The sequence below is a fragment of the Staphylococcus sp. HMSC055C03 genome (assembly GCF_001809385.1).
Taxonomy (GTDB): Bacteria; Bacillota; Bacilli; order Staphylococcales; family Staphylococcaceae; genus Staphylococcus; species Staphylococcus simulans.
Map to the genome: position 1 here is coordinate 1 of NZ_KV797483.1, position 24,821 is coordinate 24,821.

The window sequence follows — 24,821 nt, forward strand, 5'->3', positions numbered from 1 at the left end:
ATTTTATTTTGGACTGTATTTATGTCCCAGCCCCCTGTTCCAATATATAATAATTTACTTTACCACATAGTTTATGAATACTTTAAAGCACTTTTTACTTCTTCTACCGCATCTGCTGAAGCTTTTAACTGTGCTTTTTCATCATCAGAAAGTTTTGTTTCAATGACTTGTTCGACACCATTTTCACCGATTAATGTCGGAACACCTAAACAAATATCATTAAAGCCATATTCGCCTTCTAAATACGTAATTGCAGGTAATACACGTCTTTCGTCTTTAAGTATCGCTGCAGCCATTTCAAAAATCGCAGCGGCTGGCGCATAATAAGCTGAACCGTTGCCAAGCAAGCTGACAATTTCAGCACCGCCTTTACGCGTACGGTCCACAATCGCATCGATTTTATCTTGTTCCAATAGTTCAGTGATTGGCACACCACCTACTGTAGTCGTACTTAATAACGGTACCATTGTATCTCCGTGGCCACCTAGTACTAATCCTGAAACGTCCGTACGCGCAACATCTAATGCTTCTGCGATAAATGTACGATAACGTGCTGTATCTAAAATACCTGATTGCCCTAACACACGATTTTTAGGGAAACCTGACAATTTATATACTGCATATGTCATCGCATCCACAGGATTCGTCAACACGATAATCGTGCTGTCCGGCGCATAAGTTTTAATACCCTCTGTCACTTGTGCCATTACCGATTCATTAATTTGAATCAAATCATCACGACTCATCCCAGGTTTACGTGCGACACCTGCAGTGATCACCACAATATCTGAACCAGTAATATCTTGATAATCAGATGTCCCTTTAATTTTGTTGTTGAAATTAAAAATCGGTCCGCTTTCCGAAATATCCAACGCTTTGCCGCGTGCTGGTTTTTCATTTTCAGGTTTATCTAATAACACCACATCTGCTAAAGTTTTTTCAGCTAACATAAACGCTAAGGTTGCACCTGTATGACCTGCACCAATAATTGCGACTTTTCTTTTCCCCATCTTGAATCCCCCTCAATACGAATTTATTTTTCTTTATACATTCTTATTTACTTTAAGAATATCAAAGCTAGTCCTATTAATAAAGAAAACGTTTTCATTTCTTTTGAATTCTTTATGACAATACAAAACTCCCTCTATATAGAGTGTTGAAAAACACTTATAGAGGGAGTTATTTTACTTATTTAATTGCTTAGTATCTGCCCGCAAATTGCGCAGTTGCTGAGATGGTAAACATGAGACCGACGAAGATTGTTAACACTAATAATAAAATCATCGTACGTGTGTAATGCTTAATAAACGCAACGAATAATAACACTGCGTTATAGATAAAGAAAATACCGAATAATGTCAGTACAACAGTTGGTGCTGAAAAAATCGTTGTAAAGAAAAAGACGATAATCGCAAAAATAATATATGGAAAGACGATAAGGTTACGTTCAAAGCGCATGCGCGCACGTGATTGTTCTTCTGAATTCATTTCTTATTCTCCTTTATTTCACTTATCAAGGGATGTCTTGACCTAAGACTGCAACATAAATATCAAACCATTCTTGATCTGTTAAAGTCAGTTCTAACCCTTTTACCGCATCTTGCATACGTTCAATTTGACTTGTACCCATGATTGGCATTATCGTAGCTGGATGTTTCACCAACCACGCTGTGACAATACTGGCTGGAGCCACATTATATTTATAAGCAAGTGGGCTGATAATAGACATGACACGTTTAGATTTAGCATTTTCTACATTCAGTAATTTACCGCCTGCAAGCGGGCTCCATGCCATAATCTTAACGTCATCTCGATACATATGATCAATTGTTCCATCATAAATAGGTGCTGCATGATACGGTGAAACTTCTAGTTGATTCACTGCGATATGCAGTTTATGTGATTTGATACCTTGGTTCAGCAAATCATACTGTGTGTTATTAAAGTTAGAAACACCGAATGATTTAATTTTACCTGCTTCTACTAAAACATCAAGCGCATCTCTGACTTCATTTGGATCCATGAGCGGAGATGGACGATGAATCAACAACGTATCAAGTACGTCTGTTTGTAGATTCTGCAATGAACGGTTCACCGCTTCTACAATATGTTGTTTGCTTAAATCGTAACGATGGCCATCAAATTGCGCGAATTGATCGGTCGGCAAGATAATACCGCATTTCGAAACTAATTCAATTTGGTCTCTGAGTTCAGGTGACAAAGCCAATGCTTCTCCGAATAACTGTTCACAACGATAATCACCATAAATATCTGCATGGTCCATTGTCGTTACACCTAATTCAACTAACTGGTGCAAATAACGGTTTAAGTCTTGGGTTGTCATCTGCCAATCATTTAATCTCCAAAAACCTTGAATCATCTTTGAATAAGTTACGTTACGATTGATTTTAACACGATCCATTGTGTTTACCCCTCTCACTCATTTCATTTTTATTACAACTTATGTTAGCGCTTGCTAAATTTAAAAATGAGGTTCACTATAGTGTAGTAGGGATGCTTAATGGATTAAAATATTTTAGTATTGTATTCCCTACAAATTCCTTGTACTATTAAACGTTGTATTCATTATAGTGTTACCTTGATATGCACGTCAATTTTCAAGTGAACTGCAATGCATCTAATTGATTGCGTAAACGCTCTTTATCGAGTTGTTCACCAATCAATACAATAGTATTTTGCACCTCATCTTGAATCGGCTCGTAATCTGGCAGCCCATTGGCGAATTGGAATAAATACGTTGTTTCTGGTGCATCTCTGAATCTTACATAACCTTTCAAACGATAGACGTTGTCTGGCAAACGTAAGATAAACTGGTAAAACATTTGTCTATCTATAGGCGAAGTAAAGGTATACGCAATTGAGCTGATACCATGGTGATGTAAATGTTGGTGTTTTGGCTTCATATTGACTGGCTCTAACGCCTGCAATTCATCAATATTGACTTGACCATAGGTTGTAAAATAGATGGCACCATTCGAATTGATTTGTTTTAAAGCTTCGATCAGCACTTGCTGCTCATCTTGGCTGATTAAATCTGTCTTATTGACAATCAGCGTTTGACTGACTGCAAGCTGTTCTTCCATCAATGCTTGCGTTGATTCAGAATAATCCGCACGATGTAAAAATCTAGGTGCGTCAACTAAACCGACCACAAGCGGCGGATTCACATAGTCAGTAAGCAATGGATCATAGCAAGCTTGGATGAGTTGAAGTGGATGTGCAATCCCTGTGGCTTCAATAATGACGAATTGTGATTGGTTTTGATTGATTATTGCTGATAGTTGTCCGATAAGGTCTTGTTGTAAATCACAACAGACACATCCGTTCTGCAAGGAAATCGTTTGAACTTTATCTCCTAAAATTTTACTATCGACATCGAAATCACCAAATTCGTTCATAATTACAGTGATTTTCTCATCTCTTTTTAATAATTGCTCAGTATAATATTTAAGGAAAGACGTTTTACCGCTTCCTAGAAAACCTGTTACAATACAAATAGATAATTTACTATTATTATTTCGTTCCATTTTTAACACTCATTTCTAAAGGACTTAATGGTACAATCATTAATGGACATATTATATTATGTTACAACTTGATTTAATGCAAGATATCTTCTAAAATCAATGCATGCTTTAATTTTAACATGGCTTGTGAGGAGTCGACAAAATAGATAAAATTTCCATTTTTGTCACTGCTCAAACTTTCACAACAAGACGGAACGAATTCCGGTACACAGAAAAATATAACGGATAGAATGTCTGGAGGAGAACTTATGACTGAAAAACTTAATTTAGGCGGACGTTTATGCTTTAGTTTGTACAACGCTCAAAGACAAGTAAATCGCTACTATTCAAATAACGTTTTTAAGAAGTACAAATTAACTTACCCGCAGTTTTTAGTATTAACAATTTTATGGGAAGAATCACCAGTTAATGTGAAGAAAGTCGTTACTGAACTTGCATTAGATACTGGTACAGTATCCCCACTTTTAAAAAGAATGGAACAAGTAGATTTAATCAAAAGAGAGCGTTCTGAAGTCGATCAACGTGAAGTGTTTGTTCACTTAACTGAAAAGAGCGAAGCAATCGAAGAAGATCTAGGCGGTGCTTGTAACCACTTAGGCGATATCTCAGGATTAAACAAAAAAGAAGAAAAAGAATTGAATCGTTTATTAGATAAACTGATTGATTCTTTAACTAAGCAAAACTCATAATTTCGAATGCCATTAAAATTAGAGTGATAACTTGCATTTTTAGTTTTTTCACTTTTAAATAAAGCAAAAACAAAGCGGTTGAGACTTCTGTCATAGAGGTCTCAACCGCTTTTTCTATTTCTTCATTTTACTTCTCAGCGTTGGATTCAGTGTGCTTATCTTTTGAGTAAATACATAGTTTTATCGGTTTAAAGTCACCATGTCATAAAGTGCACCGTGTTGTTGAAGCAAACTGTCATAAGTGCCACTTTCAATAATTTGACCTTCAATCATGACGATAATGCGATCAAATTGCGGTAACAATTCTAAATCATGCGTTGCGACAATAAGCGTCTCACTTTCATTAAAGAGACGTTGCATCACATGATGGCTATTATGCCAATCTAATGCACGTGTCGGTTCGTCAATCAGCCAAACAGGTGCTGTTCTTAAGAATAATCTCGCAAGACAAATCCGCTGCAATTCTCCACCTGATAGTCCTTCCCCACTCATGGTAATTTCATAGTCTAAATCAATATACGCTAAACCTAAGTCATCTAAGACAGCACGCATTTCATTATCGCTGTAATCTGATAATAAATTATCACGCACTGTACCATCAAAGAGTTGTTGGTGCTGCAATAAGACATTAAACGTCTCTGCTTTAGACGCTTCAGACATCTCATATACTGATTGACCTTGATAAGTAACAGAACCTTGTGTTGTTTGATATAAACCAGCCAGCACTTGCAGTAAAGTACTCTTACCTGAACCTGAAGGTCCGATAATCGCAAGTTTTTCACCAGGCTGGATATCTAATTGAATGTGTTCTAATACCTTTGTAACTTGATGTTCATATTGGAAAGTCACATCATCAACTGCTAGTATCTGCGTATTATTCACTTGTTTTGAACTTTCAGGTGTTTCTGGCACTTCTTGCAAGACCTCTTCAATTTCTACTAATGCTTGGTCTGTATCTGCTTTAAAGTAAGCCACATTACTCATCGTTACTGCTTGTTCAAATAACGTCAACAACATTAATACAATACTTGTTAAATAGATGACATCTAATTGTCCATTTTGAACTTGTATGACACCTAACCAAACACAAAAGAACAAGGCCAACATAGAAACTAAATCTAACATAAATTCATAAAGCGTTAAGAAACGTTGTTCATTACGTTGTTGATGGCTGTATTTAGAGAGTGCCTTAAGTACAGATTGATGATAGGTTTTTAATTGTTTGAATCGTGCTAGTTCTTCATAGCCTTCTTTATAGTCGTAGAAGCGGCTTAAAAATGATGATTCATCTTGAGCTGCTCGTGCGTTCAATAATTGTGCACGCTTCGCAGAAATCCAAGGTAAGACACCTAATGAAATCAACATACTGACTAATAATAAGACGGCATGCATCCAAGAAAAGAACCACAAGGTTAATATTGTAATAGCTGCCGTGATACCAATGACCACTGGCGGATAATAAACGCGTAAATAAATATTCTGTAATGCTTCAACGCGTGATACCATTCGTGCAATCAAATCACTGGATTTAAATTTACGATAAATATCCGGTACAACTTGAATCAAGCCTTTGAAGAATTGTGTTCTGACGTCTCTTAACATCGTGAAAGTTGTTCGATGTGAGTATAAACGTTCAAAATAACGCATAATCGCACGGATAATCCCAAACATTTTCACGCTGACCACTAAGACAATCAAACCATATAACGGTACATTTTTCGCAGCTTGCGCAATCATTAAACCACTTAAAAAGAACATACCGATTGCGACTAAACTACCGATGACTCCAAACAATATCGCTAAAGCTAAATCTTTATCTAACTTAAATTGAATGCCGCGTCGTTTCATTGTCTATCACGTCCTTTGTCTCTTTGCGTGGAAATGACTTGATCATCTGTAATCATATGGCCACCTTCCATATAAATACGACGTTGTGCCATACGAATTGTACTTTCACGGTGTGCAATCATAATAACGGTACTTTCTTTAAAATAAGTATTCAGTGCTTCTTGAATCGTACGCTCTGTCCAAACATCTAAACCTGTGGCTGGCTCATCAAAAACAACCAATTCTGGTTGTGCTAACAATACACGCGATAATTCAATACGTCGCATTTGCCCGCCTGATAACATCTCGCCGCCTTCTCCGATATACGTTTCAATACCTTGAGGCAATTGATTGATTTTTTCCATTAAACCAACCGCTGCTAACACCTCAATCACCTTTTCATCCTCAACCGCTTCAAACATTGAGACATTTTCTTTAATTGTCGCATTGAAAATATAAGGTTGTTGACTTAACACACCCATTTTTAAGTGTTCGAATTGAAAAGAAACATAGCCAGCTGTCGGTTGTCTGTGCTGTAAAATCAATTCAGAAAGTGTCGTCTTCCCTGCACCGCTTGGACCGACTAAGGCAATCTGTTCACCTTCATAAATATTAAAGCTCACATCTTTAACTGCTGCTCTATCTGCTTCTGGATAGCGATAAGATACATGTCCCAACTGAATCAACGCCTCTTGTTTAAGATTGACGTGTTGTTTGGTTAAAGTAGTGTCATCCATTTCTTGATCAAGCGCATCGAATACGACATCTGCTGCTCCTTCGCTTTGTTTACCAGTATGGAATGCTTGGCCAAGGTCTTTAATAGAGTTGTAGAACTCTGGTGCTAAAATAATCGCAATCGCCGCTGTTTCGAAAGTAAGATTATGAAAGAGCACCAAACCAAGCCCTGCTTCTAACGCAACTAAGCCAATACCTAACAAACTGATAAATTCCAATAGCAACCCAGATAAAAAGGCGCTGTGTAAAATATTCATTGTTAAATCTCTAAAGCGTGTGCTTTCTTGATAAATAGCTTGTTCAGCTTGTTTAGAACGGTTGAATAATTTTAAAGTGACTAAGCCTTGCGCTAAGTTTAAGAAGCGCTGGCTGAATTGTGTTAAATAAGTCATTTGTTCCTTAGATTCATCACGTGTTTTTAATCCGAAAATGATATAGAACACAGGAATAAAAGGTGCTGTCACCATCATAATAATCGCAGTATTCAAATGAATAAAACACATCGCAATAATAATCACTACAGGTACAAGTACTGCTTTAAACACTTGAGGTAAGTAATCTTGATAAAATGGCGTAATTCCATCAATGCTTTCAGTCATCACACTCATTTGAGCACCGACAGGTTGTTTCGTGTGATGATCTACCATACGACGACGCAGTGTGCCTTTCACTTTATATGCGAGTTCTGTCCCCATCCATTGATTGGACATATTCAATACTGCACGTAATAATAAAGCGGCCAATAAAATCATCAATAATGTTGAAATATGGTAATGATGCGAATTCTGAATCAGCATTTTATCTAACACTTTCGCAATGGTCACATTTTGTACGACTACAATCACAGCTAATAGTGCACAAATAATACCCATGACGATGGGGTATTGTTTGTATTTCAGTGCGTAACGCATTAAATGTTTCATCTTTTTTCACCCTTTTTATTTAATCAGGCATCGATTAATTTTGACACAATAAAGGTGGAACACGTATGTATGTCATGCATACTTGTCCCACCCACTTTACTATCGTTTCATCTTTAATTAATAGATATCAGGACGTCTTATGTCCTTAATAGTCATTTGTGTCAAAAATGTCTTATCTTCAACTTAAAACATATAAGTAGAATTTTCAATTTATTCGACTCAAAATTAATTTCAAATAAGAAATTAACCTTCAAAGTTTTGTCATAATTTTTGAAAGACCTACATCTTAAGTCTTATCTTTCAATTTACTACGAGAATTAGTAGCACAAAGATTTTTTTATGTGCTATCATAAAAGTTGTTTCAACTGGTATTTACATACATTCATACAAAATATATTTTGAAATAAGGAAGGTACACTATGTTATTGTTAGAATTACTCAAAGCGCTGATTTTGGGGATTGTCGAAGGTTTGACAGAATTTGCGCCTGTATCCTCAACAGGACATATGATTCTTGTAGACGACATCTGGCTGAAATCGACGAGCTTCTTAGGATCAGAATCCGCATTCACCTTTAAGATCGTCATACAGTTAGGTTCTGTATTTGCGGCAGCGTGGGTATTTAGAAACCGTTATTTTGAAATGTTCCGCCTTGGAAAGTATAAACATACTGCACCATCTACGGAACATACTGAAGGAGAAACTTTAAGCAGAACGGCTCAATCTAAACACAAACGTCTAACGATTTGGCACGTTTTAGTAGGGATGATTCCTGCTGGTGTTTTAGGTTTATTATTCGATGATTTAATCGAAACATACTTATTCAGTGTGCCGACTGTTATGATTGGACTTTTATTAGGTGCGTTCTATATGATTTTCGCACAAAAGTTCAGCCGTCGTTATGCACACCGTGAGCATCTTGATCAAATTACTTATGTTCAAGCATTTATTATTGGTTTATCACAAGCGGTTGCGATGTGGCCAGGGTTCAGTCGAAGCGGTTCAACAATTTCAACTGGGGTATTAATGAAATTAAACTATAAAGCTGCCTCTGACTTCACATTTATTATGGCTGTACCAGTTATGTTAGCCGCAAGTGGTTTATCATTGGTAAAACATATGGAATATATTCATTTAAATCACATTCCGTTTTACTTAATCGGCTTTATTGCCGCATTCTTATTCGGATTATTATCTATCCGCTTATTCTTAAACTTAATTAACCGTATTAAATTGGTACCTTTTGCGATTTACCGTATTATTTTAGTTATCTTTATCGCAATCCTTTATTTCGGATTCGGAATCGGAAAAGGCATTTAATTGATACACTCACCAGCATTGAATTTCAATGCTGGTTTTTTTCATGCCTTCAATTACTGATGCTTTAATCGATGGAAAAAGTTATGTATGATACAAGGGTATTCGTTTATCCCCTAATCAGTCGGGGTATTTAAATGTTATATACTAATAAATGGAGGCCATTCAAATGGAGAAGAAACGATTAATTAGAACATTGTTAACGGTATTACCTATCATTCTTGTACCTTTAATTGTGGAAAGAAAACGCATCAAAGATCATCCTGATGTACAAAAATTGAATGATAAAACCGCAGGTTTAAGACAAAGTGTTTCTGACAAGTCTTCACAATTTGCGAGCGGTGTATCAGATAAATCTTCTAAAGCTGCGTCAGCGGTTTCTAATAAATCTTCTGACCTTAAACAATATGTAAGCGAGAAGAAACAAGAAATCGAAGAAAAACGCCAAGCTAAAAAAGAAGCGAAAGCCAATGACCCAGAACGCATCAAAGCTAAAGGTGACAAATTAGAAAAACAAAACGCTAAAGAAGCTGAAAAAATGGCGAAGAAATTAGAGAAAAACATTGAAAAACGCCATAAAAAAGAAGATAAAGATTCAGAAGCAACTCGTAAACGTCTCGTGAAAGAATTAAAAGACGCTCAGAAATACGAGAAAAAAGTCGGACTTGTACCAGGCGGTCAATCTGACAAACAACTTCACAATAAAGGTGAAGAACTTGAACAAGAAAATAAAGATGAAGCTTATGACATGAACCGTATTTTAGAAGATCGCATTGAACAACGTTTAAAAGCTGAAGAAGAAGCTAGACGTGCCAACGAAGAAGAACGCATCGCAGAGATTCAAAAACATGAAAATAAGCCGAATCTCTAAATGACACAAGTCATTATTGATGGTGATGCTTGTCCCGTTACAGATTCAATTATTCAATTGACTGAAGGGACAGGCATTTTTGTTGTGTTGGTACGTAGTTATGCACACTTTTCAATGCGAGATTATCCTGACCATGTTCGTGTCGTTTACGTCGATGATGGTCCTGATCAAGTGGATTATAAAATTGTTCAATTAGCCAAGCCAAATGACATTGTAGTCACACAAGATTATGGTTTAGCTAACCTATTGATTAATAAAATACAGTACGTGATGCATCATAATGGTATGCTATATAGTGATAAGAATATTAATTCCTTACTCGAACAACGTTATTTGAATGCACAAACCAGACGTCAAGGCGGACGTCATAAAGGTCCGAAAAAGTTCTCAGAAGAGACACGCAATCATTTTGAGCAAGCATTTAAACGTGTAATCAATCAGATTTCTTCTTAGGAGATGACATTTATGAGTAAATTAAAACGTATTGCAGTATTTTGCGGCGCAAGCAGAGGGAAAGATAAAGTTTATATGGAGCAAGGCTATGCTTTAGGTAAATACATGGCAGAAAATGGTTATACTTTAGTCTACGGTGCCGGCTCTGTCGGTGTAATGGGCGCAATTTCTAATGGCGTCTTAGATAACGGTGGAGAAGCGATTGGTGTGATGCCGAAAAGCTTAGATGATAAAGAAATTACGAGCCAACGCTTAACAGATTTAGTATTAGTCGACTCTCTTCATGGTCGCAAAGCTAAAATGAGTGAATTAGCCGATGCATTTATCTTAGCACCTGGCGGCGCTGGTTCACTTGAAGAGTTCTTTGAAACATATAGTTGGGCACAAATCGGTATCCACGATAAACCGATGGCAGTTTTTAATATCAACAACTTTTTCGAACCGCTTCAACAACTCATTGAATCTATGATTGAAGCTGGTTTCATTGATGATAAATATCGCGGCTTAGCTCCGCTTTATGATAACTTAGATGATTTATTCGACGGTTTAGAACACTATCGTTCTGTCGGTACACGTACTTATGATTAACACTTCTAAATTAAATAACATACTCTATGTTCACTCCAAACAAAAAGCGAGAAACGTCACCTTGAGTTTCTCGCTTTATTCATTCAGCTTTTTATAATATCTGACTTGTGTTTTTAATGGATGAGCTACTGACACATTCGGTAATTCATAGTCTTCTAAATATGTCATACCGATTTTTTCCATCACTCTTCTTGAAGCCATATTTGTTTTGGCTGTTAGACTATAAACTTCTTCGATACCTTTTTCTTTGGCATATTCAAGCACTGCTTTTGCCCCTTCTGTTGCGATACCATTGTCCCAAACCTCAGGTATCAAACGCCATCCAATTTCAAAGAAAGGCAGATCTTTAAATGGATACTGACTGCGTTTAGGGAGATAATTCAATCCGATAAAGCCAATCCATTCTCCGCTTTCTTTCAATTCTACCGCAAATAAACCAATGCCTGATTGTTTCAGTTGTTTCTGCATCGCCTGCATATCCAATTCAGAACGGCGATAGCTTAATATACTTGGGAAGAATCTGCGAACTTGTCGATTCGCATTCATTTTTTGAAATGGCAATAAATCTTTATCTTCCCAATCTCTTAACTTTAAACGTTGTGTTTCCAAATATACACTCATTTGATTCCACCTCGTACACCCATTCAATCTCTTGTGCTCTATCTAAAAAATCGATATACAAAAAAGCACTTTAGTAAAGTGTTCTCTAATCATGATAGTAATGCAAAGCGATATGACTTCACTTATAAGCGCCTTTTGTATACTTTATAAGATTGTCGAAATTACTTATAGTTGCGATTATGCTTGAGGAAATTCAGAACGCGTATTATAACTGATTAATTGAACAGTTACAGGCACTTCTTGTAAACGATCACGTTCGCTTTTAGGTGCTGTAAATACTACGTCAACAAAATCGCCTAAATGACTTAATTTATAAGTTGCTTCAAATGTATCTGTATCTGATTCAAAATTAGGCTTTTGCGCAACTCTGCGTCTTACTTGTGCTGAAGGCGCATCATGTTGGTAGCCTGTAATTTTTTCGATGGCTTTGCCGACTTCTCTTAAAGTCATCTTATTACCTTCTAATTCAAAAAATTGTTGTTCGTACATGATTCAATCGACTCCTTTAGTTCGTTTATCCATTATCTATTTAATACCCTTCTGACTTTTCAAACAAACGCTTAAGACGGTTTGTTTTCTTTCTTGTCAGAATGCGGTGTGTGTGATTTTTGATCACTTTCTTTTGTTGTGTTAGATGACGTTTTTGCTGCTTTTTCCTTTTTATCTTTAGCTTCTTGTTCTTTTTTAGCTTTGTCTTCTGCTTCAGATTGTTGTTTTGCTCTTTCTGTCGCAACTTTATCTTTCACTTCATCTTCTAACTTATCTACACGTTCTTTCACTGATTTTTGTTCTTTTTCCAACTTCTCTTTTTTATCTTTCAACTGTTTATTTTCTTTCTCTAGTTGTTTGATATCATTCTCAAGCGCTGTCTTCTCGTCACTTTTACCGCAAGCACTTAACATTAAAGTTGAAGCTAACAGCACCATCATCACTTTTTTCATGTATCTTTAACTCCTTTTACCATGAATCCAACGCCTATGTAACGTCAATTTGCTATGTATATTTTACCATTTATCCGGCTTCGCTCATAGTTTCCACGCATGCACTAAAAAAAGAAAGCGAGATATTGCTTCAATCATTGATTTATGCGCGCAATTTAGTCATAATATGCTTGATTGTATAATATGAATCGGAGGGCAAAAGCAATGGCTAAATCTACAGAACAATTGATGCGCGAAAATAACGTAAAAGCGTTGCATCTTAATAATACAGACCGCGAAATTTTCGAAAGCTATATGACTTATATTCGTGCTGATTTACGCGTCAACCCTCATGATTCAGAATTAATGTTGAATCGTATTTTAAAAGAACTGCTAAAATCAGAAAACCAGGGTATGTTAGCCATGGATTTCTTTGATCATAATCCTCGTGCGCATGCGAAAGAAACGATTAAAAAACTAAAAAACGAAACAGTACAAAATATTTTCAAATATATTTGGCATCACATTTTGTTTTTACTTGGGATTTTTGCGTTCTTTAAAGGATTTATAGGCTTCTTCATAGGTGAAAAACCTATCTATTATTTCACATTCCCAATCATCGTATTAATGGGATTATTTATCATCTTTTTATTCGTATGGTGGATTTTTAAAACGGTACAAATACAAGCTTTCAATAAGTCTAACTGGGTTTGGCTTTTAACTTATGCGGTTATTTTCGGCTTAATTGCGCTGTTATTTTATGTCTTATATATCCCGCAATCTTATCTTACATTTGGTCCGTCCATCCATATTGGTAATTGGACATTTATTATTGTCTCATTCATCATCACGCCAATTGCGTTTTATGTCGACCATCATTTTGTGAAGAAAAACAGCAATACTTATTTATGATAAATTAAAAAACAGCCTCAAAAGCAGGATTATCTTTGCTTTTGAGGCTGTTAGTGTTTGCACTATTTCTCAATAATTTAGTTAATTAAAATTGCTAAGAAGAACCAAATGACCATAATGATCATGACCATGGCTTGAGCTGCAGTGCTTGCTAAAAAGCCGACAACTGAACCAAAACTGGCTTTAAGTGCAGTCATTGGGTCACGTCTTAATACCATTTCTACAATAAACACTGCGATTAACGGAACTAAAATAATACCGAATGGCGGGAAAACAAAACAACCGACAATCACACCGATTAAAGCTGTGATTTCCCCTGCTTTAGAACCGCCAAAGCGTCTAGTGAAGTATTGGCTCATCATCAGATCAGCCACAAAAATAAAGATTGTTAAAATAATCATTGAGATATAAAAGACCCAAGATAATTTTCCGTTATGAAAACCGATTTGATAAATTAAAAATCCAATCCACATCATTGGCATTGATGGGATAACAGGTTTAATCAAACCAATAAATGCGGTAACGAAACACGCAATAATCAATAGCCATAAAATTGTTGCTAGCATGGTAAACCTCTTTCTTATTCAATAAATTTCTGCTCTTTCGTAAAGAAGATTAAAATCATTCCTAATGCTAAAGAAGCAGCGGATACATAGAATACATTCCCTAATCCTACGATTTGACTCATCACACCGCCAAGTAAATTCCCACATAGTTGACCTATTACAAGCGCATTCGCAAAGAGTGTTGAAGAATAACCCGGGAAATCAGGCAGGATGTCTTGGAAGTAACTGATACCAATCCCTAATAATACCGCTAAAAACATTGCTAAAAAGACTTGTCCAAGCATCATCATATAAATGTTATCAAACACTCCGATACTGAAGAAGAAGAGTGCACCAAACAATGCGCCGAATATCAATAAGGTTCTTGTTTCAAGTTTCGCAGACAAAACACCTAGGATAATCATAAATGGCACTTCTAAGCCTGCACACAAGCTCGCAAGCACTCCGACATAGTCTTCACTCTCATGAAGATAATTCGTCACAAATAGAGGCATATTAAGCGTGTACATCCACTGTCCAATATGGAGTAAGATAAATGCAACAAATGGTACGATTAATTTCTTGTGTGTCAACATACTTGGGGCTTTACGCTCGATATGTGTCCCTTCTTCAATTGGGCGATTTGTTTTCACTTCTTTAAAGAAGAAGACTTGAAGTAACAGTGTAAATAATAAAATAACTACTGTACCGCCGAACAAACCGGCATAGCCCATACTTTTATTTAACAAAGCTCCGATTAACGGACCAAATAAGAACCCGAACGAGAACATAGAACGTAATACTGTATTAGCAAATTTTGCACGACCGCGTGAAGAGGATGCATTAATAGATTCACGAGCTGAAGCATAAAGTTGAGGCATTGCAGGTGCGAACAAACCTTGGAACAAAGCATATAACGCAATATACAGCCAGATTGTATGAACATAGAAGTAAATACCGAAACTCATTGCGCCCATAAACAGCGCACCGATAATTAAGACTTTACGGTTTACATTCCCTCTGTCAGAAAAACGTGCCACAATGGTATTAACAGTAAACTGACTGATTGCGGCTAGTGCTAATAAGACACCGAACTGAGTAGTTGTCATACCAAGTTCATTTGTCGCAAATAAAACAAGATAAGGAATCGTAATCGCAATCCCCATACCGACCAGCATCATATTAACTACGAATAATTTATAATTTTTAATGTGCAGTAACGCTGCAAACATAGTCTAACCTCTCTTAAAACTTATTTAGATAATCTCTAGTTTAATCAATTTTCTTACCTTTTGGAATAGATGTACAAAGATTTCCATTAAAACAGCATATAATTTCAAAAAGCGGCGTTTCTATATAGAAATCTTCACACAAGAGAAAAAGACACCCTAGCTAGGATGTCTTATTTACACATCAGTTAATTCTGCGGAGCTTTCGCAATATCATTTACGACTAATTCTACAAATGATTCCACTTGTGGCAATTGCAACATACTAGAATCGTAACTTAGATAGGTTGAACGCACTAACGGATGTGTTTCTATATCAACTTGCTCAAAGTCAAAGCGTTCTGTGTCTAAATCTTTTACCATAATTTCTGGTAATACAGTTACACCTACACCGCCGACTAACATTTCTTTACAAGTCGCAACTTGGTCTACGGATATCATCGCATGATAATCACGTCCTAAATTACGACCATACCATTCTTTAATCTGGTTAATATAAATCGGATCAGCTTGAAACTCAATAAACGGCAGTTCTGGTGCTTTATCTCTTTGACCCTTAGGATAAATAAAATAATGTTTATCATTAAACAAATGCTGATTGTTCAAATTCAAAATCTTGCTTCCACGGATAATCATCACGTGATAATCACGATGATGCGCTTTTATATGATCAGTAGAACCTACTTTTACTTGAATTTCAACATTGGGGTATTGATCGTTATAGTGACTAAGTATTTGGGGTAATAAAGTTTGGCCGATTAAAGAAGAGCACCCTATAGAGATAGTGCCATTTACTTCGCCCATATGTGCTTGCATCTTATCAAAAAATAAACGCTCGCGCTTCAACATGTCGCGCGCATGTTCAATAACCATCGCACCTTCAGTTGTAGTGATCAACTGCTTCTTAGTACGAATAAAAATATCAACGCCGAAGGCACTTTCTATGGCTTTTAATCGTTGTGTTACAGCAGGTTGAGAAATATAAAGAATTTCAGCTGCTTTACGCAATGTACGTGTTTCATCTAACGTGATTAACAAACGGTAATCCTCAATCTTCACGTTTTATCCTCCTACTTCCTTCAATCCTTTTCTACTATGAAATAAAAACCATGCGGCAGTCTTATGACAGCGACAGCATGGTACCTTTCATACAAACACTCTTTCACACTGTGTGCTGGGTTCTCCTGACTGTTATCCTCGGTGATGATGCGTCGTATGTTTATCGTTTAAATACTTATGTTTAATCTTATTATAGCAATACATGATATTTTCTTGCATACTTGGAAAATCATGATCAATCTTCATCATTAACTGATGTGCAATGATGTATGCTTCGTGATATTGTTTCTTCGAAATTTGTTTTGTTTCTAATGCTCGTAATAAATCATCCTCGTCAACCAACTCATATTCTCCATTAGGCAATACAATAACATCTAAGCATAAATCTACTGTGCGCGCTTTACCTTTTTGCGTGATATTTTTAATATTGATATCGAAATAATATTCAAGTGGGTTGCCTTTTTCATCTAGCATCACTGTTATACTGTAACGTTTCTTATCCGGTACAATTTGAAGCCATTGATAGTTATCATCTGCGACTATCATGGTTTTACCGACGACAGAAACTTTTAAAGGTTCCTTTACTTTCTTCATTGTGATTAAGCCAATGATTCCTTTGAATTTATTATTATTCACCTTAACTTCAGTATAATCTCTTTCAATCAGACGACGCCAGTGACGTTTGTCGATGTATTTTACTTTCACTGTCACCAACTCCTTGACATTATTATATAAAACTGTCACATACATGTCACTCAATGTTTGATATTATTAAAAGTATTACACAAATTAAAAGCTCTTTTTACAAGTTGTACACATAACAATGGAGTACTGTAAGTAAAACAGAAATAGCTTACAACAATAGAAAGGACCGTACTTTCAGCTGATAAGTACGGTCCCTTGTTTTATATCACACTATTTATTCAGTGCTTATATTAAGTTTTAATTACTTTTAATTTTCCCTAAAAAGAAACTGTTTACTTCGCTTAATTTACCTCTCCAAATCAACTTACCACTTGAAGGTGTAGGTTTATTCTCACTGATAAAGATACTTGTATCTTTTAAGTGAATATAATTGATTTCATCGTTATCACTTTCAGCGGCATAGTCACCAGCTTCATCTAAGTCTTCGCTAAATTGTTTAGACGTTGCATTGCCGCCTTTAAATGATTTGCTTAATGTTTTAAAGTATTCTTTCGCTGAAATCAATGTACCAGTCACAATGGCACCGTCGACTAATAACGAAATATCTAGAGTAAAGTCGTCTTCGTTTGCGGCTTTTACAAATGATTCAAGAATATCATCTTTAGATGTTTGTTTGTTACTCATTATATCATTCCTCTCGTTTAATTATCTGTCACCTGTGTCATCATGACTTTCTATCCACGTTCCAGCTTTTTCTTCAGACGTTTCTTCTTGCTTCTTAGTGGTCTGTGTTTTTTCTTTTTGCCTAGAAGAGGTTTCTTCTTGTTCTTCTTGAAGTTTTTCTTCAGGTTCTTTTTCATCTTGTTGATTTGTTTTAGTTTCTTGTCTTTCATTTTCTTCAATTTCTTCTGATTGTTCGTCATCACTATCATCCTTTTTGAACAGGCTTGCCGTTGATGTTTTCAAGCCTTTGAGTTTTGCTCTGGCAACTTGGTTGAATTGAGTGCCTTTTTCTTTTGAACCCTTCTCTTCCTCGTTGTCTTCATCTTTAGTTTGTTCAGGTTCAGTTGGCATCTTTGAGTTTTTAGATTCCCCCGTTGCCTTTTCTTTACTATCATTTTTTTCGCTTTCATCATCTTCGTCAGATTGATTATCTGGTTTAGAATTATCAGCTTTTTTCTTTGATGTAGATTTCTTAGGCTGTTTTGTTTTCGAATTAGACTCTTCATCTTTTGAATCCTCAGAATCAAGCTTTACATTACCTGCTTTTTTAGACTCATCTGATTTAGTTGAATCTTCCTCAGCTTCGTCCTCGGATTCCTCATCGTCTGAATTACTATCTTCTTCGGATTCATTTTTCTCCTCTGAAGCTTCATCTTTATCATCAGAAGTGTCATCAACTTTAGAATCTTCAACTTGATTTTTGGACTCTTCAGCCTCATCGTCTGATTCTTCTTCTGATTGATCAGATTCATCTGTTTCTGATGTCTCATCATCTGATTTTGATTCAGACTCTTCTTCTGGCTCGGATTTTTCAGAAGTTCTTTCAGCTGATGCTTTTGATGTTTTCTCATCCGCTTCAGGTTCTTCTGATGCTTCTTCGTCTTTTGAAGTATCTTCTTTAGAATCTTCAGCTTCGTCTTTAGACTCTTCAGTCTCACCCTCTGATTCTTCTTCTGATTCCTCAGGTTCACCTGTTTCTGAAGTGTCATCTTCTGATTCTGGTTCAGACTCTTCTTCGGATTCTGGTTTTTCAGAAGTTTTTCCGGCTGATGCTTTTGTAGTTTTTTCATCCCCTTCAGATTCTTCTGATGCTTCCTCCTCTTTTGAAGTGTCTTCTTTAGAATCTTCAGCTTCGTCTTCGGACTCTTCAGTCTCATCGTCTGATTTATCTTCTGATTGATCAGATTCATCTGCTTCTGATGCATTATCCGATTCTGATTCAGGCTCTTCTTCTGATTCGGGTTTTTCAGAAGTTTTTTCAGCTGATGTTTTTGATGATTTCTCATCTACTTCTGTTTCTTCTGATGCGTCCTCGTCTTTTGAAGTGTCTTCTTTGGACTCTTCAGCTGCGTCGTCGGATTCTTCTTCTGATTCATCAGTGTCTTCATCTTTCGATGTGTCATCTTCTTCAGAATCTTCTACATCATTATCTTCTTTTTTAGTTTTTGCTTTATTTTTCTTAGTTGCTTTTTTGTCTTGTTTTTCTTTTTCTTCGTCTTCATCATCTGATGCTTGTTCTTCTTCGGATTCATTTTTCTTTGATTTACGTGATTTTAACTTGCTGAAGATGTTCTTTTTCTTCTTCTTACCTTCAGGTTTGTCGCTATCTTCTTCGGATTCTTCTTCAGAATTATCTTCTGATTCATCAGTGTCTTCATCATTCTCAGATTCTTCATCATCCGACTCTTTTTCATCAGATTTATGCGATTTGAATCTATCGAAGAATTTCTTTTTCTTCTCGCCTTTAGGCTTATCGCTGTCTTCGTCTGCTGAATCATCTTCTTCAGTTTCTTCGTTGTCTTCTGTATCTTCTACTTCCTCTGTTTCAGATTCATCAGTGTCATTTTCATCGTTGTCTTGATCGTTTTGATTTTCTTCATTTTCTCGATCATCTTCACCTTGGACTAATACTGTTGTGTTTTCTTCTTTGTCTTCATCTTCTTGAATGTCGTGTGATTTTTCTTCGTCGGGTGCTTTTTTTTTGAAAGGATTGTTAGGGGAAGGTGTTAAGCTGCTTATTTTTTTCTTAGTTGTATGACCAAATTCTTTGGCAGTCCCTTTTAATACAATTTTACTTAATTCTTTTACGATTTTCTTACGGCTCTTAGGAGCCGTAAGATAACCGAAAGAAGCCCCTACTAATCCACCAGCTATGGTTTTGGTTAAGTTGATTTCACGCTTTTGATTCTTTTTTTGTTTTTTTCTAGATTTTTTACTCATCCTTATCCTCTCCATCTAATTGCTTATCGGATGCCTTTTTGGTTGAAGCATTTTTAGCTGTAGACTTCTCTGTTGAAGGTGCTTCATTTTGTTCGTTGAGTTTATTTTCTAAAGCTTCAACTTTCTTTTGTAGTTCTTTGTTTTCAGCTTCAGCATTTTGTTGTTCTGCAATTTTCATGTCTGTAGCTCTAGATGTGAGATACGGATCTGTTTCCCACCAATCTAAGCCCATTTCTTTAGCCTTATCAACTGAAGCTACGATTAAACGAATTTTGATGGTCAATAATTCGACATCTGCGATGCCGACTCTGATATCTCCGGCGATTACGACACCTTTATCTAATACTTTCTCTAATACATCTACTAAGTTACTAGAACCGTTTGAAGCAGGAGGCAGTTGTTCATTTGCCATAACTTATTCTCACTCCCTTAATCAAATTCATAACGAACTGTTACATAAGTCTTCCTAAAGGACCTAAGTCGATGTTTAAATCTTCATCGTCTAGTCCAAATACGTCTTTCAGTTCTTCCATTTTTTCTTCTAAATCCATTAAGGCAACACCTAACTCTTCGATTTGTTCGTCAGTCAGTGTTCCGCCTTCTACACGTCTGATGGCATGGCGTTCTACAATTTGTCTCAATAACTCAATTACTGTCATTACTAATTGCGCTAATCCATCTTCTGCATTATCTTGGCCTAAGTTGATACGTGAGCTATTATTATTCATCTGTGGCATCTAGAAGTTCCCTCCTTTGTTCATCAAATGCTTCGGAAGTAATATCATGTCGACGATTGCCCATAGAAGACTGTACTAATGTTTCTACTGAAGAAATCAAAACACGTAAGTCTAAATAGACTAAGTCTATATTGGCAATCGAAATGATTAAATCTCCTCTGATCGCAACACCTTTATCGAGAATGACATCTAAAATATCAATGAGACCGACTTCTTTGTTTTCTATAGTTTCTCTTGTCGACGGCATCTCTATCCACCTCCATATTAGTTAAAGCTAGAAAAATGGTAGGCAGGCCAAGGTCCAGCGACTTCTATATGCCATCCTTCTTCTGGTAATTCATTTTTAGTGTCATCAATGACTTCAAGAAAATCATTTACCTTTTCATTAGGTACAAGATAGACACTGTTATATACCATTTCTTCTTCTAAACCTGTTACATCTCTGCCCCAATTCTTTTTAATTGAGAAATCAACAGCTAATGCTTTGAGGTTTTGATGTAAGTCTTCGCTGACTCGGTCTTTTTCATTTTCTAACTCTTTATCAACGATACTGTCAATTTTCTTTTCCGCAAAGAAACGACGGCCGCGTGGCAAGTCTTTGATTTCTTCACGTTTTTCTTCAACAGCTTTGTTATTTTTGCTGACTTCTTTGCGAAGTTTCTTATCGTTTGTATAAATTTTAACTGTCCATTCTTCTTTATCTTCTAGGAAATTGAAAGTGGCAGTAATTTTTTCGCTATAACCTTGAATTGTTGATTTCAAACTGTCTTTTGTTTTGTAAATCGTACAGAACTTCAATGGAACTAAAGTAAAGTTTTGATAAAGTGTTTCAATCGTTTCATGATGATGAACAGCTTTCTTCTGTAGCCATTCCATATCATTATCGATTTTATCTTCGATTACTTCTTCTGAATATTCATTCCCATCTAAATCACATACAATTGCTGTGATTTTATCATCAACAGGAACTGTATATAAGCTGCCTTCACCATCAAAACCAGTTAGGGAAGGAAGGTCTTGGTTTTCTAGTTCCGCTTCTGGAACAAGTGCATATAAATATAACAAGTTTTCCATTCGCTATTCATCTTCCTTTTGTTGTATCATTGCTTCTGCTTCATCAATTTCTTTTTGTTTAGCCGTTTCATAACGTGCTAATAATTGTTCTTCTTTTTCCTTGTATTCGTCTTCTGGTATCTCACCTAGTTCTTCTTGCATTTGTAATTGAATTAATTTCTTTTCAATTGTCGGAAGGTCATAAAGTTCTTTGTCCGCTTCATCTTTGACTTGTTCTGCAATTTTTTTCAATAACTTAAGTGAGCCATATACTATCATTTTATGATCCCTCGATATTAAGACGGATATTCACAAAGTTGTAAGCGGCCCATGGACCTGTGTACTTGAACTCTACTTTGTCTTCCCATTTTTCATAGAGTTTATTTACTAAATCATCAAAGGCTTGATCATTTTTCTCATCAACTAAAAACGCTGCATTTAGTAGCATTTTCTCGCTTTGAGGTTCATTCGATTTAGCAGATGTACTCAACTCTGCGAGCGGTTCATAAATATCCGCTTCTATTTTATTAGATAATTGCTTGAAAACATCTTGTGTCGCAGAACCCAGTTGAATACGTTCATAGTAGCCTGCATCTTCGGATTTGCTGCGTACTGATTTTGCCATTTCCTGTAATTTAGGGTCGTCATTCACTACTGACTCTAACCACTCTTGTTTGCCAATGACTTTTAGTCCTAATTCAAATTTTCCTTTGATTTCAGGGAATAACGTTTCAAATTGCGGGTACAATTTTTCAAGTAAAGCTTTAACATCGTCTTTAGACTTAAATACGTTACCGAAACTGATAGGAATCACTGCATCTTTTTCTTTCATAACAGTCGCCACAACATTTTGGTGCATCATTAAATTATCTTTCTTCGGTGCATAAATCTTCATCGGAACTTCTGCAGCAACAATAGCTGCATCTTTATATCTGATTGTGAACAACTCACGATCTTCACCTTCTACTTCAACAGTTCCGAAATCGTCATTTTGATCTGTCTGTGTTCCACAAAATATATAAATCCCTGTTTCTTCTTGTGCCATAAGCTTATCTCCTTTGAGTACCTAGTATTAGTGTCCTTTAATTAAAGCGTTTATTAATTAACTACCGTCTACTTTACTTCTGTAACGAATACCTTCACGTTTAAATGAAGTGACTTCGCCATCTTTATCTAATACAACGCTATACGTGCCAAGCATTTCATCTTTAGCGTAACGTTTCATATATTCTTTCTCTTCAATCACTTCAACTGTCGCAGTCCAACCTGATTCATCGCCTTCACGTTCTTCGATTGAAGTAATTTTGAAAGGCGGTGCTACATTTTCATTGAAGAATTCTCTAATTTTACTCATAAGTTCTTTGATCGTCATAATTATCCTCCATCAATCTTATATAGTAAGAGATGACGACAACATTCCGTCGCCGCCTCCCTTTTAATTTAAAAATCAAACACTATATTTTGATTTTTTCTTGTCGTCTGCTTCTTTTGTTTCTGCTTCTTCTGGTTCACTTTGTTGAGAAATTTGTTGCTGTTGGTTCGTATCTCCTGAAAGTTGTTCTTGTTGTTGGCCTGGTAAGCCTTCTTCTTCAACTTCATCACGCAGTAAGCCTACAGCTTCTGCATATCTTAACCAAGTATCTACGCTGGCAATTACGATTCTTGCTTCGATAGTTAAGATTTCGATACCTACTACTGAAACTCTGACGTAAGCATCAATAACGATACCTTTATCTAAAATTCGGTCAATTACCTCTGCTAAACTAGACGTATCTGCACTTCTTTGTACTGAACTCATAATGTTCAATCCCCTCTCAAATTGATATTGTTTTCATTCGTTAAACTTTTAAATTTTTTTAGTTGTCAATCAATGTTGATTTATTATCTTCTACTCCCTTAATGTCTGAGGCATGTTTAATGTCGTTGTAGCTTTTAATGTTAGAAATACCTTTGATATTTTGAACACTTTTGATGTCTTGAACACCTTTGATTTTTTTCTTGCTGTTGCCGGACTCATCTTTGTTGATTTTTTCTTGGAATGCTTCCCCAGCTTCTTTGACTTGTCCTAATTTATCACGTGTCTTTAACAGGGCGCCTTGCATTTTGTCTGTTGCTTTATCTGCAACTTCAGGCACAACTTCTTGGTTTTTCTCTTTCACTTGTTGTAATTTGCCTGCTGCTTGATCTGCTTTATCTTGAACGCCTTCTGTTATTTTCTCTTCCATCATCTCGTGTGCTTTATCTTTTAATTTATCTTTTGCTTTATCTTCAATTTCGTCAGGAGTCTTTTCAATTGCTTTTTTCGCCACTGCACCAGCAGCTTTTTTCACCATTTTATTAGGCATTGTAGACCTCCTTTAAATTGATATTTTCTTTTTTGATAGAAACCACCTTTGACTTATCAATAAATAAAATAAATAAAGATGTCTAAGATGTTTTTCTGTATATTCTTATCGTTTGATTCAAATGATGTCTGAATACATTTAAATTATTTATTGTTTTTATTTGAATATTCGATTTAGTTGTAAAATCTATTTTCTTTCATGTTAATTTCATTACCACTTTTAATTTAAACTCAAACACAATTACAACTTTTGAAATATTCTCTTAATATACATTACAATCATTGTATTGACGTTTAACATCTTGAGGTTTTGAAAGTGCTTGTATTACTAGTTAAAAAAAGGTGCCAGTTTTTTTAACTGTGCACCTTTTCGATTGAACGTTTAATCAAAGTTTATTTTTTACGGAAAAGAGATTTCTTACGTTTTTTTGATGTTGTATATTGATCTAATTTATCTTCTAAAAATTGTAAACGTTGTTGCAGTGTTTCATTTTCGGATTTCAATAACTGAAACTGTTTCTTATTTGGTTTCTTTTTACGTTTTTTACCTTTAGTATTTTTACTGAATAACCCAGCATTTTTCTTACCTTTTTTGCCTTTTTTCTTCTTATCATCACCAAAGATAGAGTCTTTTAAATCAGAAGCTTTATCTTTTAATGATGCATTTGAAGCATTCTTTTTAGTATAAAGTGCTTTTTTATCTTGCTTAGGTTTTAAGACATAACCAAGACCTGCACCGACTGCTCCCCCAGCCACTGTGCGGTATACGGGACTAGATGTCCATTTTTTCTTCTTAGGTTGTAACTTTTTAGTTTTTTCTGTCTGGTTTTTAATTTGTTTACTCATACTGTTTTTCCCTCTACT

At 35.8% G+C, this 24,821-nt stretch carries 30 protein-coding genes and 1 pseudogene; 6 read left to right on the forward strand and 25 right to left on the reverse strand.

All coding sequences use genetic code 11. From position 1 onward, the window contains the following. Positions 1–71: 71 nt before the first annotated feature. The 4 genes from mdh to HMPREF2603_RS03450 all read right to left on the reverse strand — a co-directional run bounded on the left by mdh (position 72) and on the right by HMPREF2603_RS03450 (position 3,548). Complete coding sequence (gene mdh / locus HMPREF2603_RS03435; RefSeq protein ID WP_060803698.1) at positions 72–1,010, reverse strand: malate dehydrogenase; 939 nt, start codon at positions 1,008–1,010, stop codon at positions 72–74. Positions 1,011–1,200: 190 nt separating this feature from the next. Further along, positions 1,201–1,488 carry a hypothetical protein gene (locus HMPREF2603_RS03440; protein ID WP_002481480.1) on the reverse strand — a complete coding sequence of 96 codons (288 nt, stop codon included), beginning with the start codon at positions 1,486–1,488 and terminating at the stop codon, positions 1,201–1,203. A 25-nt stretch (positions 1,489–1,513) separates the two neighbouring features. After that, positions 1,514–2,422: an aldo/keto reductase gene (locus HMPREF2603_RS03445; RefSeq protein ID WP_060803699.1), complete on the reverse strand. Its 909-nt coding sequence runs from the start codon at positions 2,420–2,422 to the stop codon at positions 1,514–1,516. A gap of 196 nt (positions 2,423–2,618) precedes the next feature. Next, the gene (locus HMPREF2603_RS03450) at positions 2,619–3,548 is read right to left on the reverse strand and encodes a CobW family GTP-binding protein (protein WP_060803700.1); all 930 of its coding nucleotides are present in this window, start codon (positions 3,546–3,548) and stop codon (positions 2,619–2,621) included. Positions 3,549–3,796: 248 nt separating this feature from the next. On the opposite strand from HMPREF2603_RS03450, the gene HMPREF2603_RS03455 reads away from it, so the two are divergent. After that, on the forward strand, positions 3,797–4,237 hold the full coding sequence (locus tag HMPREF2603_RS03455) for a MarR family winged helix-turn-helix transcriptional regulator (RefSeq protein WP_023015420.1): 441 nt from the start codon (positions 3,797–3,799) through the stop codon (positions 4,235–4,237). 180 nt (positions 4,238–4,417) lie between these two features. Here HMPREF2603_RS03455 and cydC read toward each other — a convergent pair whose 3' ends face one another. Together cydC and HMPREF2603_RS03465 are read right to left on the reverse strand one after the other, a co-directional pair. Then, entirely contained in the window at positions 4,418–6,085 is a 1,668-nt protein-coding gene (cydC, locus tag HMPREF2603_RS03460; protein ID WP_060803701.1) for a thiol reductant ABC exporter subunit CydC, read from the reverse strand. After that, positions 6,082–7,722: an ABC transporter ATP-binding protein/permease gene (locus HMPREF2603_RS03465; protein ID WP_060803702.1), complete on the reverse strand. Its 1,641-nt coding sequence runs from the start codon at positions 7,720–7,722 to the stop codon at positions 6,082–6,084. Before HMPREF2603_RS03465 ends, cydC begins: the two co-directional genes overlap by 4 nt. A 419-nt stretch (positions 7,723–8,141) precedes the next feature. Between HMPREF2603_RS03465 and HMPREF2603_RS03470 the strand changes: the two genes are divergently transcribed. The 4 genes from HMPREF2603_RS03470 to HMPREF2603_RS03485 all read left to right on the forward strand — a co-directional run bounded on the left by HMPREF2603_RS03470 (position 8,142) and on the right by HMPREF2603_RS03485 (position 10,950). Further along, positions 8,142–9,041, forward strand: a complete 900-nt coding sequence (locus HMPREF2603_RS03470; protein ID WP_002481473.1) for an undecaprenyl-diphosphate phosphatase — start codon at positions 8,142–8,144, stop codon at positions 9,039–9,041. A gap of 166 nt (positions 9,042–9,207) precedes the next feature. Next, positions 9,208–9,909 (forward strand): hypothetical protein, encoded by a 702-nt coding sequence (locus HMPREF2603_RS03475; RefSeq protein ID WP_057510181.1) that lies wholly within the window; start codon positions 9,208–9,210, stop codon positions 9,907–9,909. Beyond that, the gene (locus HMPREF2603_RS03480; RefSeq protein WP_002481471.1) at positions 9,910–10,362 is read left to right on the forward strand and encodes a YaiI/YqxD family protein; all 453 of its coding nucleotides are present in this window, start codon (positions 9,910–9,912) and stop codon (positions 10,360–10,362) included. 12 nt (positions 10,363–10,374) lie between these two features. Beyond that, entirely contained in the window at positions 10,375–10,950 is a 576-nt protein-coding gene (locus HMPREF2603_RS03485; RefSeq protein WP_002481470.1) for an LOG family protein, read from the forward strand. A gap of 75 nt (positions 10,951–11,025) precedes the next feature. On the opposite strand, the gene HMPREF2603_RS03490 is transcribed toward HMPREF2603_RS03485, so the two are convergent. The 3 genes from HMPREF2603_RS03490 to HMPREF2603_RS03500 all read right to left on the reverse strand — a co-directional run bounded on the left by HMPREF2603_RS03490 (position 11,026) and on the right by HMPREF2603_RS03500 (position 12,512). Beyond that, entirely contained in the window at positions 11,026–11,571 is a 546-nt protein-coding gene (locus HMPREF2603_RS03490) for a GNAT family N-acetyltransferase (RefSeq protein ID WP_023015424.1), read from the reverse strand. A gap of 177 nt (positions 11,572–11,748) precedes the next feature. After that, the gene (locus tag HMPREF2603_RS03495; protein ID WP_023015425.1) at positions 11,749–12,060 is read right to left on the reverse strand and encodes a hypothetical protein; all 312 of its coding nucleotides are present in this window, start codon (positions 12,058–12,060) and stop codon (positions 11,749–11,751) included. Positions 12,061–12,131: 71 nt separating this feature from the next. Beyond that, positions 12,132–12,512, reverse strand: coding sequence for an SA0632 family lipoprotein (locus HMPREF2603_RS03500; RefSeq protein ID WP_002481467.1), 381 nt, complete (start codon positions 12,510–12,512; stop codon positions 12,132–12,134). Positions 12,513–12,716: 204 nt separating this feature from the next. Between HMPREF2603_RS03500 and HMPREF2603_RS03505 the strand changes: the two genes are divergently transcribed. Next, positions 12,717–13,403 carry a DUF1129 family protein gene (locus tag HMPREF2603_RS03505; RefSeq protein WP_002481466.1) on the forward strand — a complete coding sequence of 229 codons (687 nt, stop codon included), beginning with the start codon at positions 12,717–12,719 and terminating at the stop codon, positions 13,401–13,403. 77 nt (positions 13,404–13,480) lie between these two features. Here HMPREF2603_RS03505 and HMPREF2603_RS03510 read toward each other — a convergent pair whose 3' ends face one another. The 16 genes and pseudogenes from HMPREF2603_RS03510 to HMPREF2603_RS03585 all read right to left on the reverse strand — a co-directional run bounded on the left by HMPREF2603_RS03510 (position 13,481) and on the right by HMPREF2603_RS03585 (position 24,803). Beyond that, the gene (locus HMPREF2603_RS03510; protein WP_002481465.1) at positions 13,481–13,969 is read right to left on the reverse strand and encodes a DUF456 domain-containing protein; all 489 of its coding nucleotides are present in this window, start codon (positions 13,967–13,969) and stop codon (positions 13,481–13,483) included. A 14-nt stretch (positions 13,970–13,983) separates the two neighbouring features. Then, the gene (locus tag HMPREF2603_RS03515; protein WP_002481464.1) at positions 13,984–15,180 is read right to left on the reverse strand and encodes a sugar efflux transporter; all 1,197 of its coding nucleotides are present in this window, start codon (positions 15,178–15,180) and stop codon (positions 13,984–13,986) included. Between the two features lie 185 nt (positions 15,181–15,365). After that, a complete protein-coding gene (locus HMPREF2603_RS03520; protein ID WP_023015426.1) occupies positions 15,366–16,235 on the reverse strand; it encodes a LysR family transcriptional regulator in 870 nt (289 codons plus the stop codon). A 132-nt stretch (positions 16,236–16,367) separates the two neighbouring features. Beyond that, on the reverse strand, positions 16,368–16,940 hold the full coding sequence (locus tag HMPREF2603_RS03525; RefSeq protein ID WP_002481462.1) for a ribonuclease FAU-1 family protein: 573 nt from the start codon (positions 16,938–16,940) through the stop codon (positions 16,368–16,370). Between the two features lie 237 nt (positions 16,941–17,177). After that, on the reverse strand, positions 17,178–17,564 hold the full coding sequence (gene gvpU, locus HMPREF2603_RS03530; RefSeq protein ID WP_002481461.1) for a gas vesicle accessory protein GvpU: 387 nt from the start codon (positions 17,562–17,564) through the stop codon (positions 17,178–17,180). Positions 17,565–17,585: 21 nt separating this feature from the next. Then, entirely contained in the window at positions 17,586–19,823 is a 2,238-nt protein-coding gene (locus tag HMPREF2603_RS03535; RefSeq protein WP_070501932.1) for a YtxH domain-containing protein, read from the reverse strand. A gap of 97 nt (positions 19,824–19,920) precedes the next feature. Next, positions 19,921–20,235: pseudogene (locus HMPREF2603_RS03540) on the reverse strand (gas vesicle protein); the annotation flags it as partial. A gap of 40 nt (positions 20,236–20,275) precedes the next feature. Continuing rightward, entirely contained in the window at positions 20,276–20,560 is a 285-nt protein-coding gene (locus tag HMPREF2603_RS03545; protein ID WP_002481458.1) for a gas vesicle protein K, read from the reverse strand. After that, positions 20,544–20,807 (reverse strand): gas vesicle protein, encoded by a 264-nt coding sequence (locus HMPREF2603_RS03550; RefSeq protein WP_002481457.1) that lies wholly within the window; start codon positions 20,805–20,807, stop codon positions 20,544–20,546. The genes HMPREF2603_RS03545 and HMPREF2603_RS03550 overlap by 17 nt, the downstream gene beginning before the upstream one ends. Before the next feature lie 17 nt (positions 20,808–20,824). Next, the gene (locus tag HMPREF2603_RS03555; protein WP_002481456.1) at positions 20,825–21,634 is read right to left on the reverse strand and encodes a GvpL/GvpF family gas vesicle protein; all 810 of its coding nucleotides are present in this window, start codon (positions 21,632–21,634) and stop codon (positions 20,825–20,827) included. 3 nt (positions 21,635–21,637) lie between these two features. After that, entirely contained in the window at positions 21,638–21,892 is a 255-nt protein-coding gene (locus tag HMPREF2603_RS03560; RefSeq protein WP_002481455.1) for a gas vesicle protein GvpG, read from the reverse strand. 1 nt (position 21,893) lies between these two features. Continuing rightward, positions 21,894–22,658 carry a GvpL/GvpF family gas vesicle protein gene (locus HMPREF2603_RS03565; protein WP_057510177.1) on the reverse strand — a complete coding sequence of 255 codons (765 nt, stop codon included), beginning with the start codon at positions 22,656–22,658 and terminating at the stop codon, positions 21,894–21,896. Between the two features lie 57 nt (positions 22,659–22,715). Beyond that, positions 22,716–22,985, reverse strand: a complete 270-nt coding sequence (gvpO, locus tag HMPREF2603_RS03570; protein WP_002481453.1) for a gas vesicle protein GvpO — start codon at positions 22,983–22,985, stop codon at positions 22,716–22,718. 75 nt (positions 22,986–23,060) lie between these two features. Continuing rightward, positions 23,061–23,411, reverse strand: a complete 351-nt coding sequence (gene gvpJ / locus HMPREF2603_RS13575; RefSeq protein ID WP_002481452.1) for a gas vesicle protein GvpJ — start codon at positions 23,409–23,411, stop codon at positions 23,061–23,063. 58 nt (positions 23,412–23,469) lie between these two features. After that, a complete protein-coding gene (gvpQ, locus tag HMPREF2603_RS03580; RefSeq protein WP_002481451.1) occupies positions 23,470–23,958 on the reverse strand; it encodes a gas vesicle protein GvpQ in 489 nt (162 codons plus the stop codon). Positions 23,959–24,350: 392 nt separating this feature from the next. Then, complete coding sequence (locus HMPREF2603_RS03585; RefSeq protein WP_057510176.1) at positions 24,351–24,803, reverse strand: hypothetical protein; 453 nt, start codon at positions 24,801–24,803, stop codon at positions 24,351–24,353. Positions 24,804–24,821: the final 18 nt, after the last annotated feature.

What these genes read in the sequence shown, in the direction of transcription:
- mdh (WP_060803698.1), bottom strand. Translation starts at nt 1,010, where the DNA reads ATGGGGAAAAGAAAAGTCGCAATTATTGGTGCAGGTCATACAGGTGCA.
- HMPREF2603_RS03440 (WP_002481480.1), bottom strand. Translation starts at nt 1,488, where the DNA reads ATGAATTCAGAAGAACAATCACGTGCGCGCATGCGCTTTGAACGTAAC.
- HMPREF2603_RS03445 (WP_060803699.1), bottom strand. Translation starts at nt 2,422, where the DNA reads ATGGATCGTGTTAAAATCAATCGTAACGTAACTTATTCAAAGATGATT.
- HMPREF2603_RS03450 (WP_060803700.1), bottom strand. Translation starts at nt 3,548, where the DNA reads ATGGAACGAAATAATAATAGTAAATTATCTATTTGTATTGTAACAGGT.
- HMPREF2603_RS03455 (WP_023015420.1), top strand. Translation starts at nt 3,797, where the DNA reads ATGACTGAAAAACTTAATTTAGGCGGACGTTTATGCTTTAGTTTGTAC.
- cydC (WP_060803701.1), bottom strand. Translation starts at nt 6,085, where the DNA reads ATGAAACGACGCGGCATTCAATTTAAGTTAGATAAAGATTTAGCTTTA.
- HMPREF2603_RS03465 (WP_060803702.1), bottom strand. Translation starts at nt 7,722, where the DNA reads ATGAAACATTTAATGCGTTACGCACTGAAATACAAACAATACCCCATC.
- HMPREF2603_RS03470 (WP_002481473.1), top strand. Translation starts at nt 8,142, where the DNA reads ATGTTATTGTTAGAATTACTCAAAGCGCTGATTTTGGGGATTGTCGAA.
- HMPREF2603_RS03475 (WP_057510181.1), top strand. Translation starts at nt 9,208, where the DNA reads ATGGAGAAGAAACGATTAATTAGAACATTGTTAACGGTATTACCTATC.
- HMPREF2603_RS03480 (WP_002481471.1), top strand. Translation starts at nt 9,910, where the DNA reads ATGACACAAGTCATTATTGATGGTGATGCTTGTCCCGTTACAGATTCA.
- HMPREF2603_RS03485 (WP_002481470.1), top strand. Translation starts at nt 10,375, where the DNA reads ATGAGTAAATTAAAACGTATTGCAGTATTTTGCGGCGCAAGCAGAGGG.
- HMPREF2603_RS03490 (WP_023015424.1), bottom strand. Translation starts at nt 11,571, where the DNA reads ATGAGTGTATATTTGGAAACACAACGTTTAAAGTTAAGAGATTGGGAA.
- HMPREF2603_RS03495 (WP_023015425.1), bottom strand. Translation starts at nt 12,060, where the DNA reads ATGTACGAACAACAATTTTTTGAATTAGAAGGTAATAAGATGACTTTA.
- HMPREF2603_RS03500 (WP_002481467.1), bottom strand. Translation starts at nt 12,512, where the DNA reads ATGAAAAAAGTGATGATGGTGCTGTTAGCTTCAACTTTAATGTTAAGT.
- HMPREF2603_RS03505 (WP_002481466.1), top strand. Translation starts at nt 12,717, where the DNA reads ATGGCTAAATCTACAGAACAATTGATGCGCGAAAATAACGTAAAAGCG.
- HMPREF2603_RS03510 (WP_002481465.1), bottom strand. Translation starts at nt 13,969, where the DNA reads ATGCTAGCAACAATTTTATGGCTATTGATTATTGCGTGTTTCGTTACC.
- HMPREF2603_RS03515 (WP_002481464.1), bottom strand. Translation starts at nt 15,180, where the DNA reads ATGTTTGCAGCGTTACTGCACATTAAAAATTATAAATTATTCGTAGTT.
- gvpU (WP_002481461.1), bottom strand. Translation starts at nt 17,564, where the DNA reads ATGAGTAACAAACAAACATCTAAAGATGATATTCTTGAATCATTTGTA.
- HMPREF2603_RS03535 (WP_070501932.1), bottom strand. Translation starts at nt 19,823, where the DNA reads ATGAGTAAAAAATCTAGAAAAAAACAAAAAAAGAATCAAAAGCGTGAA.
- HMPREF2603_RS03545 (WP_002481458.1), bottom strand. Translation starts at nt 20,560, where the DNA reads ATGCCACAGATGAATAATAATAGCTCACGTATCAACTTAGGCCAAGAT.
- HMPREF2603_RS03550 (WP_002481457.1), bottom strand. Translation starts at nt 20,807, where the DNA reads ATGCCGTCGACAAGAGAAACTATAGAAAACAAAGAAGTCGGTCTCATT.
- HMPREF2603_RS03555 (WP_002481456.1), bottom strand. Translation starts at nt 21,634, where the DNA reads ATGGAAAACTTGTTATATTTATATGCACTTGTTCCAGAAGCGGAACTA.
- HMPREF2603_RS03560 (WP_002481455.1), bottom strand. Translation starts at nt 21,892, where the DNA reads ATGATAGTATATGGCTCACTTAAGTTATTGAAAAAAATTGCAGAACAA.
- HMPREF2603_RS03565 (WP_057510177.1), bottom strand. Translation starts at nt 22,658, where the DNA reads ATGGCACAAGAAGAAACAGGGATTTATATATTTTGTGGAACACAGACA.
- gvpO (WP_002481453.1), bottom strand. Translation starts at nt 22,985, where the DNA reads ATGACGATCAAAGAACTTATGAGTAAAATTAGAGAATTCTTCAATGAA.
- gvpJ (WP_002481452.1), bottom strand. Translation starts at nt 23,411, where the DNA reads ATGAGTTCAGTACAAAGAAGTGCAGATACGTCTAGTTTAGCAGAGGTA.
- gvpQ (WP_002481451.1), bottom strand. Translation starts at nt 23,958, where the DNA reads ATGCCTAATAAAATGGTGAAAAAAGCTGCTGGTGCAGTGGCGAAAAAA.
- HMPREF2603_RS03585 (WP_057510176.1), bottom strand. Translation starts at nt 24,803, where the DNA reads ATGAGTAAACAAATTAAAAACCAGACAGAAAAAACTAAAAAGTTACAA.